Source organism: Coleofasciculus sp. H7-2, assembly GCF_042747725.1.
GTDB lineage: Bacteria > Cyanobacteriota > Cyanobacteriia > Cyanobacteriales > FACHB-T130 > FACHB-T130.
Genome location: NZ_JBHZGO010000048.1, coordinates 127,733 through 144,430 on the forward strand (window position 1 = coordinate 127,733; position 16,698 = coordinate 144,430).

General features: G+C 47.9%; 16 protein-coding genes and 1 pseudogene. 7 read left to right on the forward strand and 10 right to left on the reverse strand.

Going from position 1 to position 16,698, the window contains the following annotated elements; all coding sequences use genetic code 11:
• Positions 1 to 274 precede the first annotated feature (274 nt).
• Positions 275 to 517 carry a DUF4327 family protein gene (locus ACFW2W_RS11850; RefSeq protein ID WP_378177791.1) on the forward strand — a complete coding sequence of 81 codons (243 nt, stop codon included), beginning with the start codon at positions 275 to 277 and terminating at the stop codon, positions 515 to 517.
• Between the two features lie 419 nt (positions 518 to 936).
• Here ACFW2W_RS11850 and ACFW2W_RS11855 read toward each other — a convergent pair whose 3' ends face one another.
• A complete protein-coding gene (locus ACFW2W_RS11855) occupies positions 937 to 1,329 on the reverse strand; it encodes a hypothetical protein (protein WP_378177794.1) in 393 nt (130 codons plus the stop codon).
• Positions 1,330 to 1,576: 247 nt separating this feature from the next.
• Positions 1,577 to 1,918 carry a hypothetical protein gene (locus ACFW2W_RS11860; protein WP_378177797.1) on the reverse strand — a complete coding sequence of 114 codons (342 nt, stop codon included), beginning with the start codon at positions 1,916 to 1,918 and terminating at the stop codon, positions 1,577 to 1,579.
• Between the two features lie 152 nt (positions 1,919 to 2,070).
• Between ACFW2W_RS11860 and ACFW2W_RS11865 the strand changes: the two genes are divergently transcribed.
• Positions 2,071 to 3,003: a cation diffusion facilitator family transporter gene (locus ACFW2W_RS11865; RefSeq protein WP_378177800.1), complete on the forward strand. Its 933-nt coding sequence runs from the start codon at positions 2,071 to 2,073 to the stop codon at positions 3,001 to 3,003.
• Positions 3,004 to 3,214: 211 nt separating this feature from the next.
• On the opposite strand, the gene guaA is transcribed toward ACFW2W_RS11865, so the two are convergent.
• Together guaA and cbiD are read right to left on the reverse strand one after the other, a co-directional pair.
• Positions 3,215 to 4,819, reverse strand: coding sequence for a glutamine-hydrolyzing GMP synthase (guaA, locus tag ACFW2W_RS11870; RefSeq protein WP_378177803.1), 1,605 nt, complete (start codon positions 4,817 to 4,819; stop codon positions 3,215 to 3,217).
• A gap of 185 nt (positions 4,820 to 5,004) precedes the next feature.
• On the reverse strand, positions 5,005 to 6,165 hold the full coding sequence (cbiD, locus tag ACFW2W_RS11875) for a cobalt-precorrin-5B (C(1))-methyltransferase CbiD (RefSeq protein ID WP_378177806.1): 1,161 nt from the start codon (positions 6,163 to 6,165) through the stop codon (positions 5,005 to 5,007).
• A 125-nt stretch (positions 6,166 to 6,290) separates the two neighbouring features.
• On the opposite strand from cbiD, the gene ACFW2W_RS11880 reads away from it, so the two are divergent.
• The 3 genes from ACFW2W_RS11880 (at position 6,291) to ACFW2W_RS11890 (ending at position 8,791) form a co-directional block, all read left to right on the forward strand.
• Positions 6,291 to 6,623, forward strand: coding sequence for an STAS domain-containing protein (locus tag ACFW2W_RS11880; RefSeq protein WP_378177809.1), 333 nt, complete (start codon positions 6,291 to 6,293; stop codon positions 6,621 to 6,623).
• Positions 6,624 to 6,981: 358 nt separating this feature from the next.
• Positions 6,982 to 8,475 (forward strand): DUF4157 domain-containing protein, encoded by a 1,494-nt coding sequence (locus ACFW2W_RS11885; RefSeq protein WP_378177812.1) that lies wholly within the window; start codon positions 6,982 to 6,984, stop codon positions 8,473 to 8,475.
• A 94-nt stretch (positions 8,476 to 8,569) separates the two neighbouring features.
• Positions 8,570 to 8,791 carry a hypothetical protein gene (locus ACFW2W_RS11890; protein WP_378177815.1) on the forward strand — a complete coding sequence of 74 codons (222 nt, stop codon included), beginning with the start codon at positions 8,570 to 8,572 and terminating at the stop codon, positions 8,789 to 8,791.
• A 307-nt stretch (positions 8,792 to 9,098) separates the two neighbouring features.
• Here ACFW2W_RS11890 and ACFW2W_RS11895 read toward each other — a convergent pair whose 3' ends face one another.
• From ACFW2W_RS11895 to ACFW2W_RS11910, 4 genes are all read right to left on the reverse strand, one after another.
• Positions 9,099 to 10,313 (reverse strand): pentapeptide repeat-containing protein, encoded by a 1,215-nt coding sequence (locus ACFW2W_RS11895; RefSeq protein ID WP_378177818.1) that lies wholly within the window; start codon positions 10,311 to 10,313, stop codon positions 9,099 to 9,101.
• 435 nt (positions 10,314 to 10,748) lie between these two features.
• Positions 10,749 to 10,964 carry a hypothetical protein gene (locus tag ACFW2W_RS11900; RefSeq protein WP_378177821.1) on the reverse strand — a complete coding sequence of 72 codons (216 nt, stop codon included), beginning with the start codon at positions 10,962 to 10,964 and terminating at the stop codon, positions 10,749 to 10,751.
• Between the two features lie 137 nt (positions 10,965 to 11,101).
• On the reverse strand, positions 11,102 to 11,224 hold the full coding sequence (locus ACFW2W_RS11905) for a hypothetical protein (RefSeq protein WP_378177824.1): 123 nt from the start codon (positions 11,222 to 11,224) through the stop codon (positions 11,102 to 11,104).
• A gap of 44 nt (positions 11,225 to 11,268) precedes the next feature.
• Positions 11,269 to 12,474: a pentapeptide repeat-containing protein gene (locus tag ACFW2W_RS11910; RefSeq protein ID WP_378177827.1), complete on the reverse strand. Its 1,206-nt coding sequence runs from the start codon at positions 12,472 to 12,474 to the stop codon at positions 11,269 to 11,271.
• Between the two features lie 755 nt (positions 12,475 to 13,229).
• Between ACFW2W_RS11910 and ACFW2W_RS11915 the strand changes: the two genes are divergently transcribed.
• Both ACFW2W_RS11915 and moaA read left to right on the forward strand, forming a co-directional pair.
• Positions 13,230 to 14,693, forward strand: coding sequence for an MFS transporter (locus ACFW2W_RS11915; RefSeq protein WP_378177830.1), 1,464 nt, complete (start codon positions 13,230 to 13,232; stop codon positions 14,691 to 14,693).
• A gap of 45 nt (positions 14,694 to 14,738) precedes the next feature.
• The gene (gene moaA / locus ACFW2W_RS11920; RefSeq protein ID WP_378177833.1) at positions 14,739 to 15,725 is read left to right on the forward strand and encodes a GTP 3',8-cyclase MoaA; all 987 of its coding nucleotides are present in this window, start codon (positions 14,739 to 14,741) and stop codon (positions 15,723 to 15,725) included.
• A 54-nt stretch (positions 15,726 to 15,779) separates the two neighbouring features.
• Here moaA and rpsD read toward each other — a convergent pair whose 3' ends face one another.
• Positions 15,780 to 16,388, reverse strand: coding sequence for a 30S ribosomal protein S4 (gene rpsD, locus ACFW2W_RS11925; RefSeq protein ID WP_378177836.1), 609 nt, complete (start codon positions 16,386 to 16,388; stop codon positions 15,780 to 15,782).
• Between the two features lie 107 nt (positions 16,389 to 16,495).
• A pseudogene (locus tag ACFW2W_RS11930) lies at positions 16,496 to 16,603 on the reverse strand (response regulator); the annotation flags it as partial.
• Positions 16,604 to 16,698: the final 95 nt, after the last annotated feature.

A 16,698-nucleotide genomic window follows, 5' to 3' on the forward strand; every position in this document is an offset into this window, starting at 1 on the left:
ATTGATTAACATTGGTTAATCAATGTCATAACCGATTATTTACTGTGTCTTAAATTTGCAAATACTAGCCTTAATTATAAATAAAGCCGTTCTTCGACAATTTCATCAGCATAAGGACGTATTTTTATGTCAAAGTTTCCTGACTTTTGCAATTGTGATTAAACGAATAAATTTATTTGTAACTTGATATACTGTTCAAAAATTATTTCCGCGCTAAGCAGTATTGGATTATATTAAGTTATAGTCGTAGCTCGTTAGTTTCGAGGCTGAGACCATGACTGTTGATACAATGCCGCCTAAATCATCTGTGCAATACTCCATCGACGTTCTTCAAGAAGAAGCCCGTCACTTGGTGGGAAAGGGAATTGTGACTCGTCAGCAACCTATCTACGTTCTGTGTCAGTACATCCCTGCGCGGGAGTGGGTTTGCGTTGAGTGTGAATTAGAAAGATGCAATATCTTACTCCGCGATCGCATCGGCGATCTGATGGGGCAAGAAGAATGGGAAAACGATTGATATTTTTTTACCTTTAAGACAATCCTACAGTTCCACTGGAAACAGTGAAACTCAGGACAAGCTTGATTCTACGCTTGTCCGAGCTTAAGGAAAGACTGCTTTTACTCCCTCACCTGTCGATTCTTACTTAGACTGGTTTGGTGAATATTCTGATTCTTTCAAGTGCGAATAATTAAGCTCGTCTCTTAGACCTATCCGAAAAGTAAAAATGTCATTCTGAGCGGAACGCCGTGGAGCGTTAACGTAAGTGCTGTCATAAACAATTGCGCTGCGATCGCGCCGATCTCTTTGCAGGATCTCTGCTCAAACCGAGATGCTAGACTACGCTTCAACTCTTCGTTTTGCTTTGCACAAACTTTCGGATCTCCTCTAAGAGCAAGCCCGACAACTGTTTTGATAAAGCTGCTGGCAATCCCTGACTAAATTCCTGAGTTGGGATCGCGCAGCTTTTCTAACTCAGTTCGCATCGCAGCAATTTGTGCAGTTAGCTCCTCTAGCTCTAGCTGCACATCTGGCTGGACAACAGTTGTCACCGGCGTTGTGGCAGGGGTGCTGGGGGTTCCATAAGATTGTGTGCTGCCTGCATCATTGGCTTGCGCCATTAGAGAATTCAGGAAACTGCGGGCTTCTTGCTCCGTAATCTCTCCTTTTTCTGCTAACTGCTGAACCACCAGATTTACGTCAGACTTTAGCAGCTCAAGATTTTGTTCTCGCTTTTGAGTGTCTTGTACGCTCTCAACCAGAGAAGCGGTTGCACCCAAAGTAACGCGAAAACCTTTTTGTACTAACTCCAGAAGATTATTAGAGTTCATTAGATAAATCAGTCAGATTGAATAAAGGTTAGACAGCCCTTGGCGATCGCTAAGAATAGATAACCGATCGGCACAACTCACTTTTAAGTTGCTAGCTTTCGGCTGACCGCCAAGTGAGTAAACAAGCGCCGGATCTGGAATTTTAATGCTACCATTTAGCACACACAAGGGGACATTTTGCTTACTTATTAGGGTAGTAGCATCCCTCCTAAGGAAGAACCTAAAGAAACCATTTGCCCGCCCAGTTTTAACCCATCTGTTCCAAATACTGATTAACATCCTCAATTAAGCGAGTGAGTTCTGCCTCAGTGGTCAGGCGAATGCGGTCATCTCGGAGGACGATCAGAACTTTAGCGGCAAAGGGAGTGGGCCAGATATTGGGATTGCAGAAAATCTCTAGAAAGACATCCCCGGTGTATCGATATTCCATTGGTTTTTGAGGATTGGTTTTGCCGCCGCCACCAGCAATCACCTTGAGACTCTGCATCAACTGAGCGATCGCGCCTTGTAAATCCCGCGCTGCCTGGGGCGTGAAGCTGAAGGAAACAGAACCTTCAACCAAGTTAAGGATGAGTTGTGAAGGAGACATGAGCAATCAATAGTTTTGAATTTTGAGTTTTGAATTAACTTATCACTCATAACTCAGAACTGACAGCATTTACAAGGGGATAGATGCAACGTGAAGCCATAAGCTTTAGACTGAATGCCATAGAACTATAGATGACGAGTGAGGAAAATTCTGTGGTAGCAGATAACCGCTCGGCAGTGCGTAAGGTTTTAATCATTACCCTACTGCTCAATCTGTTCGTAATGGCGTTGAAGGCAGTGCTGGGGTCGTGGACGGGGTCGCTCAGCTTGCTAGCGGATGCATTGCATAGCGTCACCGATAGCGCCAACAACATTTTGGGATTAATTGCTAGCCGATTTTCTTCCCCCCAACCCGATCGGGATCATCCCTACGGACACCAGAAATTTGAAGCCGTGGGAGCGCTGGGAATTGCCGCCTTCTTAGGGATTGCCTGCTTTGAAATTCTGCAAGGGGCAATTGAACGAATCCTCAGCGGCGGCGGTAAACCCGTCATAATTTCGCCCTCACAGCTGTGGTTGCTGCTGATTGTGCTAGGCGTAAATATTTTTGTCACCTTCTACGAGCGCCATGTTGGGCAGCAGGTGGGCAGCCCCATTTTGATTGCAGATGCCCAGCACACCATGAGTGATGTTTGGGTAACGATCGCTGTTTTGGCGGGGTTGATTGGCGTCTGGCAAGGACAGGTATTCAATCTGCCACAACTTCAGTGGTTGGATATCTTTCTATCCTTTCCCGTTGCCTTGTTGGTGTTTCGCAGTGGTTGGAAGGTTATCAAAGATAATTTGCCCTGGCTAGTAGATGAGATAGCGATCGCGCCAGAAGCAATCCATGAGATCGTCATCCAAGTACCAGGAGTCATTAACTGTCACGAAATTGCTTCTAGAGGCGTTGTCGGGCGTCAGGCATTTATAGAAATGCACTTGATTGTAGACGCCACCGATGTAGAAACTGCCCACCAAATTACAGAAGAAGTCGAGAACCGCCTAAAAGAAAGATTTAGCCCAGTCCGAATTTTGATTCACATCGAGCCACCTGCTTACCAATCCGATCAAATTACCTACGAAGCAGAATCAAAATCTAGGTAGTTTTCCACAGACGAGGGGACTTTTCCACAGAATTTTACGAGTTTTCCACAAAAGTTAAAGAAAACATAATTTATCTAAAAATAAATTTGAAACGCTCCTGTCACGCCAAAAAGAGACGGAGCTTTAGCGCCATCTCTTAAACTTTGCGTACCGAGAGCGTTAAAAATCCTTACAAATTTACCAGGGTAGGCATTGCCCACCCTACAACTTTTTATTCCCACTCGATAGTTCCAGGTGGCTTAGAAGTAATATCGTAAACCACGCGATTCACACCCCGAACTTCATTCACAATTCGGGTGGAAATCGTTTCCAACAAATCGTAGGGAACACGCGACCAATCTGCAGTCATGCCATCTTCGCTGGAAACAAAACGCAAGACAATCGGGTAAGCGTAGGTACGCTGATCGCCCATCACGCCCACGCTGCGGATGGGCAGCAACACAGCAAAAGCTTGCCAGAAGTCGTGGTACATCCCCTGGCGATTAATTTCCTGACGAACAATTAAGTCAGCATCCCGGAGAATATTTAACCGTTCTGCTGTGACTTCGCCCAAGATGCGAATCGCCAGTCCGGGGCCGGGGAAGGGTTGCCGTTGTACAATTTCCTCTGGCAATCCAATTGAGCGACCGACTTTTCGCACTTCATCTTTGAACAATTTTCGCAAAGGTTCGATCAACTTGAAGCGCAAGTCTTTGGGCAAGCCGCCGACGTTGTGATGACTCTTAATTTTCACTGCCACCCGTTCGCCACTTTTGGGATCGACGTTCGTGTCAGCTGATTCAATCACGTCGGGGTAGAGAGTGCCTTGGGCAAGGTAGTCAAAGGGGCCGAGGCGTCGAGATTCTTCTTCAAATACGCGGATAAATTCGTGCCCGATGCGGCGGCGCTTTTCTTCAGGATCGGTGATTCCTTCAATTTGATTGAGGAAGCGATCGCGTGCTTGCACATACTCGACAGAAATGTGAAATTGCTCGTGGAACAGCTTCACCAATCGTTCTGGTTCATACTTACGCATGAAGCCTTGGTCGATAAATACGCACGTCAGCCGATCGCCAATTGCCTTGTGCAGCAAAAAGGCAAGCGTGGAAGAATCAACCCCGCCAGAAAGCGCCAGCAACACCCGCTTGTCGCCGACTTTTGCCCGAATCTCTCGAATCGTCTCCTCAACAAATGCCGCTGTCGTCCAGGTGGGTTCGCAGTCGCAGATGTGATAGACAAAGTTGCGGATCAGGGCAATCCCCCCAATCGAGTGGACGACTTCGGGATGGAACTGAACTCCGTACAGCTTTTTCTCGTGGTGAGCGATCGCGGCTGCTGGCGTATTCATCGTGTGTGCCAGCACTTCAAACCCAGACGCCATCTTGGTTACAGAGTCCCCGTGGCTCATCCACATGGTAGTGCCATCTTCCACATTGGTGAGCAAATCCGTGGGATCGTCAATCAATAGAGACGCCTTGCCATACTCGCCCCGGTCAGCACGGGTGACTTCTCCACCCAATTGCTGCACCATTATCTGCATCCCGTAACAGACTCCCAGGACGGGAATCCCCAGGTTCCATATTTCCGGATCGCACTGGGGGGCACCCGTGTCATATACTGAACTTGGGCCACCGGAGAAGATAATGCCCTTGGGATTTAGCTGTCGTAGCTGTTCGGCAGTGGTGCGATAGGAAAGAACTTCCGAGTAAACTTGTGTTTCCCGAATTCGACGGGCAATCAGTTCAGAATACTGAGAGCCGAAGTCAAGAATCACAATAATTTGGCGATTTAGTTGCCCCAAATACTCGATTTGAGGCGGTGTTTCAGTCTGGATCACCGGCTTATCCTGAGTAGGTAGAGTATGGATGTACAGATAGTCTTTAGTGGATTGAAGACTGGAAGTATGGCTAATTGTTTATTGCTATTAGCCATACTTGCGTGATTCCATTAGCCACTGACAACAGCGGCAGATAAAAAACTTCTTTATTGCTATTTATTAAGTTGATGTGTATTCATATAAAATTAACACACTTGATACAGTAACGAGGTACCTGTTTTACTTTTAACGATAATTTGGCGATCGCGGTCAAACAGGACGGAACCAACCGTAACGAGTTGTTCGCTGTGAGTACGGATGTAATCGTGCGATCGCTTGTCAATTTGATAAGCGATCGCGCCATAAACTCGCTCCACCCAATCGGTGCTACCTGCTGCATCCAATTGGCGCAGGTATTTCAAGGCGTCTTCAGCAGTGGCACTCTTCAAAACTGCCTGCAATACCGGCGTCGGCAAACCTAGATTCGCACAATGAGCGGTCAAAATTTCCTGGCGTCCATCTGCCAAGTGATGATGGGTGTGAAAAATCCCACCCGCAAGTTTCATCAATTTTCCGTGGTAGCCAAATAATAAAATATTCTTGACTTTTTGCACTCCTGATGATGCAAGCAATGGCCCCAGCCAGTTCGCTGTCTTAATCATTCTGTCAGGGTTAATCCCCAACCGCTGGGCTAAATCTAAGCCATTTTCCCCGATACAAAACACCAAACAATCGAAACAGCTAGCCTTCTGTTGCAGTTCCTCGCGGAAAGCCTCCAGTTGTCCGGGGGCACTCAGCGGTTGGGAAATGCCGCTTGTTCCGAGTAAGGAGAGTCCTTCCACAACCCCAAAGGCTTCATTTGAGGTGCGTTGAGCGAGTTGACGCCCTTCTGGCAAAATAATCGTCACCTGGATTTTCTCGTCAGGTTCCAGCATCCGCCCCAAATTTTCTCGGATCAGCCGCTGAGCATAACTATAAATAGCAGGTTGGTCATCAGCACTCACCAAACGCCCAATCCCTTCACCGCCTTTGATCAGGACTGAGGAGTGAGGATCTAAAAACTCTTTTTGTTCATTTTTAATGTTTAAGGTTTCATTTTTAATTTCTACCAGCGCCCAGACTGGCGTGTTGCGGGTAAGGTCAAGGTTATCGCCGGGATCGCTGCGAGCGATCGCTAACGCCATCCCCTCACCGATACCGGCAACCTGCTCAATAGGAATCAACACCGTTTCGGCGGGTTCAATTAAATCCACTGGTACGGCGTCCAGCGGTGGCTCACCTTGCCGCAACCAGCGCAGGGCGGCAACAGCGGCGGCACAGGCAAACACGGGCAATGTATATCCAGACCGAGGTTGGGAGAAGATCATTGTTTAATAGCGATCGCAAACACTGACAACAGTGACATTTGACATCAGAAGCTTCGGGATTTTATTGGAATGTGTCTGTAGATAGGTTAGTGTTCCTCGATTGACGACACAGTTTAGAAAATCCCATGAAAGCCATTATGAACTCAGTCACCAAGCCTCGCACTCAATTCATCTGCCAAGAAATTCGTCCCAGCACAGTAGTGCTAAGACCCAGCGGTTGTCTAGATAGTGTCACCAGCCCCGCCTTCAGCAAGTCTCTAGAGCAAGCCTTGGAATGGGCAACTGACACCGTTGTAGTGGATCTGCTGTCAGTCAACGCCGTGAAAAGGGACGGCGTCAAGTGCTTACTGGCGGGAATGAAGCGAGCCGTAGCACTAGGCAAGAATCTTTCGATTGAATTTCTGGATGTGGCGACGCAAACAGTTCTGGAATCAGCTCGGAACAACTTTGCGTTATAGCAGTTGTCAATCAGCGTGAGATACATCGGTAGGTTAGCACAGAGCTAGCTGTAATAACCTACCGTGAAGTGTATTGAACCTGACGAGGTTGTCACCCCGTCAGCATTGGTCATAGCGATCGCCTTAACGGATTGACTAGGAAAAACGGTTCTCGACTCAACTTTCGGGTGGTATAGATTTCTTCTTCAACAGTCGATTTATTAAATTGTGCTGCTATCTATATTTAGCTCTTCCAAACTAGAAAATCCGTAAATATACTCTACTTATACCGTGAGTTCTCGCTTAGGTTTTATCTATGAGCCTGATGGCTCTCAATTTATTTTTAAACTGAACTGAATAGAAGAGGTTATGTCTGACTATGGCAACGCGATCGCACGACCCTCAAAAAGCTCCGCAGAATTCTACTTTCCTACCAGTCAATAGTCAGTTTCAGCCGCGCCCTTTCGCAGTTCAGGCGAAACCCCATCACGAAACACCAGACCTACAGGCACAACTGGAAAGTGCCCAGCGCTTTGGTCACAATTTCGCCAATATTTCAATCCAAAGTCCTGACATACCAATACCAACACCGCCACCGATTCAACGGAAGCTCACGATTGGAGAGCCAGGGGATAAGTACGAACAGGAGGCAGACAAGACAGCAGCAGAAGTGGTGCAGCGGCTTCATGCACCGATGCCTAGTTATGGAAGGGATATTAGCCAGCCCGAAAGTAAGTTGGCTCAAACAATAAAAACTAGCATGGTGCAAAACTCCAACTCTATTCATCAACAGGGAATGCCGAATCGTGAAAACAATTTGATGAGAAAGTTGGATGTATCCGCCCTCCAACGCGAAGTGATGCCAGAAGAGGACAAAGAACTCCAGATGAAGCCGACGCTCCAGCGCCAGTCTGGGGAGGGTGGAATGTCTGCTACACCGGATCTTGAAGCAACCATCCAACAGGCACGAGGAAGCGGACAGCCACTGGCGCAGAGTATCCGCGAACCGATGGAGCAGGCGTTTGGGGCTGACTTCAGCGGGGTGAAGATTCATACGGATGCTCAATCTAACCAGTTGAATCACTCAATCCAGGCGAAGGCATTTACGACTGGGCAGGATATTTTCTTCCGGCAGGGAGCGTATGAGCCGGGAAGCCGGGGCGGGCAAGAGTTGATTGCCCATGAACTTACTCACGTTGTTCAGCAGAATGGTAGTGCAGTGCAGCGATCGCTGCAACCGCAGCAAAAGTCCGTTATTCAGCGCCAGGGCGATCAAAGTCCGGCACAGCCAACAGCAGGATTTAGTGGAGATGTGGCAGGAGATTTAGACAAACTCTACAAACAAGCAGAAGAAGCTCAACCGGAACTGTACGAAAAAGTCACTCAAATTGCCAATGAGACATCTGGGGTGGCAAAGCTACCTCAAGCCTTAAAAGGGCGAGAACGAGCGATGGAGAAAACAATGGCTGATTACAAAGGGGATGTTTCTAAATTAGTAGATATTGCACGCGGTTCTATTGTTTACAAGTCATTTGCTGACTTAATGGGTGGGCTAGATATATGCAATAGAAATTTAACGCTGGTGCGAGAAAAGAATCGCTTTGCACAACCCACTCCGGCTGGCTATCGCGATATTCTTCTAAACGTTCAGCTATCAAATAGTCATATTGCGGAATTGCAACTTCATCTAACCCAAATTCTAGAGGTTAAGTCAGGTGCAGGGCATAAAATATATGAAGAGGTTCGGAAAATAGAGGCAGCAGCTCAAACAGCCGATCGGGCTTTGAACTCAGAAGAAAGAGCAAAAATTGAGCAGCTTAATGCAGAAGCAAAAGCACTTTACGATCAGGCTTTAGCTAACGCGGGTGGATGATTGACATTGACTGGATAACTCAGAGTAATGTCAGTATGCACTCAATAGAATCGGTACAAGCAGCGAATCAAGTTAACTAGCGGATCATCATATTATGGACTTACCACTCTACTGCATTGTAGGAGATCGACCCGTTAAGGCAATCGAGACGGAAGACGGGGGCATGGATGTTCTTGCCTACGAGTGGGATACTGGCGAGTTTAAGCGTGCAATGCAGTATCTTTCAAAGATTACTTTGGGAGACGGGGAAATAGATTATCTTTCTGAGAAAGAGTTTGAGCAGTATGTCGCAAAACTGCGTCAACAAGCATCATAGGCAGCAAAACCCCTTCACTCATCGTGTAGGGGTAAGGCAATTGGTCATTGGTCATTAGAGCGATCGCAACTGGCAGCTAGTAGATTCGTTCTGATTATTCTAAGTAATCCAAATCAACTTAGAGGATGTTGGTTTTACTCTCACAAACGACTGTTTGTGGGGCAAGACAAGGAAGTGTTTTTATTGACCAGAGCGGTTAAAGACAAGTTAACGGAGAAGGAATACAATCATCATCCCCTGCTCAGGTATCGGAGAGGGGATGATGATCGATCAAATGATGGTTATCTCAGGTTGCCGCTAATCCAAATCAACCACCCAATAAAGCCCTTGCCTTCGCTTCAGCAGGGGCAATAACTTTGTCCTTGAGAGAGGCGATCGCTTCCTCAAAAGCGTTATACCAGTAAGTTTCCAACACCCAAGGATAGCGCTGGAAATCTTCAAACATCGCGTATTCCTTATGGGCTGAAGTGTGCAGCAATGGCTGCACCGGCACCGATTGCAGATTGGGAATAATGGCGTGCAATTCTTGAGGAATACTTCTAGGATCGGTGAGGTCGGCAATGATGAACCGCGAAATCTGAGCCAGCGTCGAGATGGTTTGCGTCAGGTCTTTACTCGTCGATGTCTCGCAGTCTATAACCACCGGCAAATAATTATATTTGCGAAGCGCATCCAAGATGGGCTGGCGCTCCTGCGTGCAGCGACCCAGAACCAGTATGACTTTAGAACAGATAGTGTTATTGAAATCGGGGATTTTTTGATTGTTGAGCAGCAGACTGATAAACTCGGCAACTTCCAGATTGTCCACCGCGATCGCGGGTTCGCCAAAAGCAGTGATGACTAAACTCAACTGATTGGCTCCCTTCAGTTTTAATCCCAAAGTGGAAATCCCATATATTGAACACCCCTCAAGGTTGGCTTTCTCTAAATTTGTCCGCACCACCTGAGCCTCGCTCAAGTTTGCCCATCTCAGGTCTGCCTTGCGGAAGTCTGCCACGCTGACAACGGCTCGTCTCAGGTTTGCCCATCTCAGGTCTGCCCCACTGAAGTTGGCTTCACTGATTTGTGAATTGCTCAAGTTGGTGCCGCTGAGGACTGCCCGTTTTAAGTTGGTTTTGTTGAATTTTACCTTGCTGAGATTGGCAGCGTTCAGGAATGCGCCGTTGAGGTCAGCCCCGTCTAGGAGTGCGCCGCTCAAGTTTGCCCATCTCAAGTCTGCCCCGCTGAGGTTGGCTCTGCTGAGGTTGGCTCCGCTCAGGTTAGCCGAGGTCAGATTAGCCCCGCTGAAGTTGACTAAGGAGAGGTCAGCCCCGCTGAGATTGGCTGTGCTGAGGTTCGCTCCTCTGAGGTTAGCCATCTTTAGGTCTGGTTGGATTTGAGGATTCTGTTGTCTTTCCTCATTCCAGGCTTCCACTCCTTGTCTGAGCAAATCTAATTGTTGCTTGTTTGTCCTATTTTTTAACCCGGTTACAATCTCAATTACTGTAGGGTTTGTTTTAAAATCTAGGTTGTTTTTTGCCATATAGCTTTCCATAAATCCTCTCTAAATTCAGAAACATTCAGTACTTGAACTCAGATATCCAAGCATACTTCAAGTTATTGCGACTAGCGACTTCACGCTTTTGCAGGCAACTAATTCTTGTAAGTTTGGATTCAACAAATTAAGTAAGTACGTAATTGCACGTAAATAGTTTAATTTGGTGATCTATATCTTAAGGAATACGATTTGAATATGGCTACAGTTAAGAGTGCGTATTTACAGAATCTTTAAATAAGTAGTATATTTACTGAGCTTAAAGGTAAATGTTGCAGGAAATGTTACTAAGAGTACAGACAAAAATGACATAATATGTATCAGGGCAGATGCCTTCTCTTGTGTTGAACTACGTGAGATTACGGGGGCACTCCGGAAGAAGAGGGTAAAAGCGATCGCCAGATAGCGATAGTGCTAAGGGTTTTATTTAGCCTGAAAAGCATAAACTAAATGCCGTTCAACCGCTTTTGGGTAAGTTGAAAAAACCGTCGTCGGTTTTATAGCTTCGTTATCGGCTTCGCACTTACTCATGCGATCGGTACGCAATTCTAGAAAAACCACCCGGTAAAATTGAAAGCCAGTTTCCGCAGAAGTCGGCAGAGCTTTGTCAAGAGTCTTGCCACATTTTTCTCGACTCACGCCCGCGAATTCTGGAAAAATTTACCGGGTGTGCCACGCCAATTCCGACAGAACTTTGTAGCTTAAAATACAAATCCTGCTTCCGTAGTTGCAGAAGACACCCTAAGCAAGATGGCTATTTCAGCAAAAAATCAGCGTCAGCCATTGTAGAGGTACGGGATTGCCGTGCCGAAAGCCGTTGTTAAGACGATTGATTCTTTGGAAGTCCTAACGCCTTCAACCCAAGCGGGTGTGACTCCCTCAGCTAAAAATCGTTTCACCCGTCCATTGAGTTCGTCTGTGTCCTGAGCGTTGGGTAGTTTTGCTAACTTCCGCCCAGTAAATCTTTCGCCCTCGCCTCAGCGGGGGCGATAATTTTTTCTTCTACAGAAGCGATCGCATCTTCAAGGCTCTGATACTGGTAAATGGATTGAGCGTAGGGATATTCCTGAAACTCCTCCGACACAGCCGCCTCTTTGCTATTCACTTGCACTAACGGTTGCACCGGCACCAAAGGGATACCCTGGAGAATTTTTAGTAATTCTTGGGGGATGCTGCTGGCGTCCGTGAAATCCACAATCATAAACTTCGCCATCCCAGCTACGGTGGAGATTGCCTCTATGAGTTCCGGCGTAGCTGCTTTTTCTAACTCCACCGACAAAGGCAAATAGTCATGTTGGCGAAGGGCATTCCGAATCCCCTCCAGCAAATCTTTCCGCCCATCTGCTTTGAAGCTGCCCAAGATCGGCACGATATTGGAGGCAACCGAGGGGAAAACCTCGCGGATTTTCTGGTGATTCAGCAACAAGTAAATAAACGTCGCTACTTCCAGATTATCCAGCGCGATCGCCGGTTCCCCTGGCGGAGTAATCACCAAATTTGACTGGTTGGCTCCTTCCAGCTTTAACCCCCAAGACGAAATCCCATAAACTAAGCAACCCTCCAGGTTCGCATTCTCAAAGTTAGTCTTGAACAACCTTGCCCCCATCAAGTTTGCCCCACCTAAATTCGTCCCGCGCAGATCGGCTCCTTGTAAATCCGCCCCAATCAGGTTCGCTTTGAACAAATCCGCCTCGCGGAGGTTCGCCCCGATTAGATTGGCTCCCCGCATATCTACCTCTGTGAGGTTCGCCCCCATCAAATTCGCCCCAGACAAATCGGCTTTACCAAGGTAGACCCAGTGCATATCTGCGCCTTCGAGGTTTACCCGGCTCAGGTTCGCCTCAAAGAGGTAGGCTTCGCTGAGATTAGCTTCAGTGATATCTGCCTCTGACAAGTCCGCTTTACTCAGGTATGCTCCCCGTAAATCCGCACCCCGAAGGTCTGTTTGATGCAGAGATGCCTGCATCAGATTGACTCCACTCAGGTCAGCACTGCACAGAGACGCCCCCATCAGGTTGACTCCACCCAAATCTTCCTGGCGTAAATCGGCTCCAATTAGATTTGGCGAGATTCCAGGACTCAATTTACGCCACTTATTCCAGGCTTCTACTCCTTGCTTGAGTAAAGCCCACTGTTGCTTGTTTGCCATGCACTTCAGCTCCCCTCTCTTTTGGCAGATGCGATGATTGTTGGTTAGGCACCCACAAAGGGTACCCGACGATGTCTTGGCGGTTCAAATCGGTTCTCCTGCGCCCTGATATAGAGATGATACTGGTAGCAAATTCTCAAAAAACTGCTGAAATCCCCGTTTTCTGAAAGAAAAGGATTTGGGCAAAGGCAGTTCGATCGATTCACTAAGCGGCTTGTAGATATTTACTGAGGTTTCCTGGGAACCCTAAAAGGGATAGCGACTCTACTCTGACGACGAGAGCCGAGATTCCAAGTGCTGTCACCAGTCAGTCTTTGGGTAGAAAAAGTGGGAAAGAGATGTTTAAGGGAGGAAAGTCTGGCGCTGAATCCTTTTCCCGAAAAGACACTCCCTTTCCCCCTAACCCTTCCTTACAAGGGCAGGGGAAACCACCGAATCACCCTTTCCAAGGGGAAATGTTAACCGAAGATGTATTGGTTTTACGTCCACTGGTCAAAGTCACGATTGTTACCATTTATTAACTAGCGGCAGAGAGATTTTATTATTTTGAATGTTTGTTTCAAAGGATTGAGAAAGTTATCTGACTGCGGGAAGCTGCCCAACGGAGACTTCTCAGTCTATCGTTCTAAAACGTCCATCTTCGAGCCAAGACAGACAGGACTGTCGTCCGTGCTGTCGGCAAGAGGTCTGTTTAGTAGAGAGAAAGTCAGTGGTTCCCGATTCCAGCGTATCTAAATCAGTCGAGGAGTTTACCGTTGCAAGTCCCAGTTGAAACCGTATCTCTTCCAGTTTTGGAGGTTTTAGAAACTACCGCCGCTTCCCCAGTGGTAGTTTCTTCCAATCCACCCTCCAAACTTTCCAAACAGGAAATTCGGTCTAGCCTGAAGGCGTCTACGTGGGATGCTGTCTTTGCTGTCATGTTTGGCGGCATTACGGGTGGCGTCCTGCTCAGTAATTTCTTGCTCCAATTGGGTGCAAGTCCAATGGAGATTGGGATGCTGTCGTCCGTTCCCATGCTGGTGAATTTGCTGCAACCACTGGGAGCTTATCTGTCAGAACGAACCACCAGTCGCCACTGGTTTAATGTCTGGATTTACGGCCCGTCGCGGCTGCTGTGGCTGATTTTAGTGGCGGGAATTGGTTGGAATTGTTGGCACCAAACCGATTCGCACAGCCTGGTCATCTGGACATTAGCCATCGTCTTGGCAACCAATGTCATTGGCAGCTTGGGCAGTGCTAACTGGCTCAGTTGGATGGCGGCGTTGGTTCCGGAGCAGTTGCGGGGGCGATATTTTGGCGTTCGCAATAGTGCTATCAGCTTGACCACTCTGCTCTCTGTGCCGCTGCTCGGTTTAGCCGTGTCGGCTTGGCCTGGTGGGGCGCTTCAGGGTTACGGTGTGGTCTTGTGCTTGGGAGTCATCATTGGGTTAATTAGTTTGGGCTGTCAGTTCTTTATGGTGGATGTGAACCCGCTGACGCAGCACGGCACTGCTGACGACGCAGGGGAAACTGAGGGTTGGGGAAGTGCGATCGCTCTCCTCAAAAATGGCAATTTTTTAAGGTTTCTGTTTTACTTTAGCTTTTGGGCATTTGCTGTTAATATCTGCACTCCTTTCTTCAGTCTCTACCTGCTGGACAACCTAAATATCGATGTTAGCTGGGTAACGCTCTATAGCAGTTTAACGGCTGCGGCTACCTTGGTGATGATGGTGGTATGGGGGAAGCTGGCAGACCGAATTGGGAATCGTCCGCTTCTGGTATTTGTGGGGGTGTTGGTCGCACTGACGCCTTTACTCTGGCTGGGACTTGGGGCTGACCCAGTTTCAGTTTGGGTTTGGTTCCCGCTTTTACACCTGTTTATGGGTGGCACCTGGGCAGCGATTGACTTGTGTACCAACAATTTGCAAATGGCAGTGGCAGCGGGACGCCATCAATCTGCCTACTTTGCGATCGCTGCGGCGGTTGCGGGTGTCAGTGGCGCACTGGGAACTACTGTAGGGGGCTTTCTGGCTGAGTTGGACAATTTCGGTGGCTTGCCAACCGTGTTTGCTCTGTCCGCTGTTTTACGACTTGTGGCTATCCTGCCTTTAGTATTTGTCAAGGAGCATCGCAGTCATCCGATTCGGAAGGTTTGGCGATCGCTCTTTCCGACGAAACCCCAACTTGTACCGCTTTCAGTCCCGATTTCTGTAGATCCACTGACAAATCGATCAGAATAAGGGTAAGGGTTAGGGGTTGGTGTTCTCATCAACCCCAAAAAAAACATGAATCAGGTAGACTACCTTCGGATTAGCTTAATTGACCGCTGCAATTTCCGGTGTCAGTACTGTATGCCGGAGGGTGCTGAGCTTGACTACATTTTGCAGCAACAGCTGTTAACTCATGAGGAATTGCTCACCCTGATCGAAGAGGTGTTTATCCCGGTAGGATTTACTCGGTTTCGTCTGACTGGGGGCGAACCGCTACTGCGTCCGGGGGTGGTGGAGTTGGTGAGGGCGATCGCTTCCCTGCCCGAAACTCAAGACCTCTCAATGACCACCAACGGATTTTTACTCGCCCCGATGGCGCAACAACTCTACGACGCCGGGTTGCGACGCCTAAATATCAGTCTGGATTCGCTCAATCCCGAAACCTTTGACAAAATTATTGGCAATCGCGGTCGTTCTCAGTGGCAGAAAGTCTGGGACGGAATTCAAGCCGCCCATCGCGTCGGGTTCGATCCCCTGAAGCTGAATGTGGTGGTCATTCCCGATGTCAACGACCAAGAAGTGCTGGATCTGGCTGCCTTGACAATTGACCGGCAATGGCACGTCCGGTTTATTGAGTTTATGCCAATTGGCAACGATCGGTTATTTGTCGGCAATGGATGGGTGGCATCCGCCGATTTGCGACAACGCATCCGCGACACTTTTGGCTTGACAGAATCTTATGTTCGTGGTAACGGTCCTGCCGATGTCTTCCAGATTCCCGGAGCCAAAGGGACGCTGGGATTTATCAGTCAGATGTCCGAGTGTTTTTGCGATCGCTGTAACCGGATGCGGCTATCTGCTGATGGCATATTGCGTCCTTGTCTGCTGAATGAGACGGGTCAAATTGACCTAAAAACCGCCCTCCGCGCCGGTGTTGATACAGCCGAACTACGGAATAAAGTGCAGCAATTGCTGTTAATGAAACCAGAGATTAACTATAAGCAGCGAGATTCTGGCACGACTGGTGCGTATACCCGCACCATGTCGCAAATTGGAGGCTAACAAATAATTTTGAGTTTTGAATAATTAATGACTCATTCAAAACTCAAAATTCTCTTAAGCTTGGCGTGAGTAGTACTCAACCACCAGCAGTTCGTTGATTTGCAGCGCGATCCATTCGCGCTCAATCACGCCGTTGACTTTGCCAGTCATCTTGGTTTTGTCAAACTCTAGATGGCTGGGCATATTTGCCAAACCTGGATATTCTAGGTTCTGTTGCACTAACCGGCGCGATCGCTCATTATCGCGGACACTAATCACCTCTCCCGGACGGCACTGATAGCTGGGAATATTGACCGTGCGACCATTCACCATCACATGACAGTGATTCACCAGCTGACGCGCCCCAGGAATCGTGGGAGCCATCCCCATCCGGAAAACGGTGTTATCCAGACGCATTTCCAACTGTTGCAGCAATGCTTGACCCGTGGAACCCGTGGCGCGACGTGCTTTCCGCACGTAACGCAGCAGCTGCTTTTCACTCAAGCCATAATTGAAGCGGAGTTTCTGCTTTTCCTCTAGTCGGATAGCATACTCAGAGCGCTTCTTCCGGGCTTGACCATGCTGTCCAGGTGGATATGCACGGCGGGCTGACTTGCGAGTTAAACCGGGCAGATCGCCCAAACGACGCACAATTCTGAGGCGTGGGCCTCGATATCGGGACATATAGCTTCCTCTTGTGTACCCTTCAAACTTTAACCAAAACTATCATTGTAAGCCCAATCTAGGAGAAATTAAAAGTGAAAAGAAAAATATTTGTCCTTTCGCTTTTTCTACTTTGGGGGAAGTTTGACGATGGTGAGCCAGAAGTCCTCGATTGACTGCACCACACGCAGGAACCGATCCAGGTCAATCGGCTTATTGATGAAATTGGCATGGAGACGCTATTTGTAGGAAAGTAAAGTAGACGAGAATGAGATTGAGGCATATTCGTGGTTTAGCCCTAACCAATAAAGCTGTTTTCTATACAGCGTAA

Excerpts from the sequence above, each read along its gene's own strand:
- ACFW2W_RS11880 (WP_378177809.1), top strand. The coding sequence starts at position 6,291 with ATGAAAGCCATTATGAACTCAGTCACCAAGCCTCGCACTCAATTCATC.
- ACFW2W_RS11885 (WP_378177812.1), top strand. The coding sequence starts at position 6,982 with ATGGCAACGCGATCGCACGACCCTCAAAAAGCTCCGCAGAATTCTACT.
- ACFW2W_RS11895 (WP_378177818.1), bottom strand. The coding sequence starts at position 10,313 with ATGGCAAAAAACAACCTAGATTTTAAAACAAACCCTACAGTAATTGAG.
- ACFW2W_RS11910 (WP_378177827.1), bottom strand. The coding sequence starts at position 12,474 with ATGGCAAACAAGCAACAGTGGGCTTTACTCAAGCAAGGAGTAGAAGCC.
- cbiD (WP_378177806.1), bottom strand. The coding sequence starts at position 6,165 with ATGATCTTCTCCCAACCTCGGTCTGGATATACATTGCCCGTGTTTGCC.
- ACFW2W_RS11860 (WP_378177797.1), bottom strand. The coding sequence starts at position 1,918 with ATGTCTCCTTCACAACTCATCCTTAACTTGGTTGAAGGTTCTGTTTCC.
- ACFW2W_RS11890 (WP_378177815.1), top strand. The coding sequence starts at position 8,570 with ATGGACTTACCACTCTACTGCATTGTAGGAGATCGACCCGTTAAGGCA.
- moaA (WP_378177833.1), top strand. The coding sequence starts at position 14,739 with ATGAATCAGGTAGACTACCTTCGGATTAGCTTAATTGACCGCTGCAAT.
- ACFW2W_RS11855 (WP_378177794.1), bottom strand. The coding sequence starts at position 1,329 with ATGAACTCTAATAATCTTCTGGAGTTAGTACAAAAAGGTTTTCGCGTT.
- rpsD (WP_378177836.1), bottom strand. The coding sequence starts at position 16,388 with ATGTCCCGATATCGAGGCCCACGCCTCAGAATTGTGCGTCGTTTGGGC.
- ACFW2W_RS11850 (WP_378177791.1), top strand. The coding sequence starts at position 275 with ATGACTGTTGATACAATGCCGCCTAAATCATCTGTGCAATACTCCATC.